1 pseudogene is annotated in these 286 nt (G+C 62.2%); it reads left to right on the top strand.

From position 1 onward, the window contains the following. Positions 1 to 54 precede the first annotated feature (54 nt). A pseudogene (locus DID98_RS35625) lies at positions 55 to 286 on the top strand (electron transfer flavoprotein subunit alpha/FixB family protein); the annotation flags it as partial.

Below are 286 nucleotides of genomic sequence, written 5' to 3'. Positions count from 1 at the left end.
TGGTCGAGAAGCTGAAGACCGAAGCCAAGGTGCTGTAAGAGGGAGCGGAAAGAAATGACGATTCTGGTGATTGCAGAACACGACAACGCGTCGATCAAGGCCGCGACGCTGAACACGGTGGCGGCGGCAGCGAAGACCGGTGGCGACATTCACGTGCTGGTCGCGGGCCACAACGCGCAAGCGGCTGCCGATGCAGCAGCGAAGATCGTAGGTGTGTCGAAGGTGTTGCTGGCCGATGCGCCGCAACTCGAAGCGGGCCTCGCGGAAAACGTCGAAGCGACCGCGC

This window comes from Burkholderia sp. Bp8984, from assembly GCF_003853755.1.
Lineage (GTDB): Bacteria > Pseudomonadota > Gammaproteobacteria > Burkholderiales > Burkholderiaceae > Burkholderia.
This window is presented reverse-complemented; position numbering and strand designations above follow the sequence as displayed.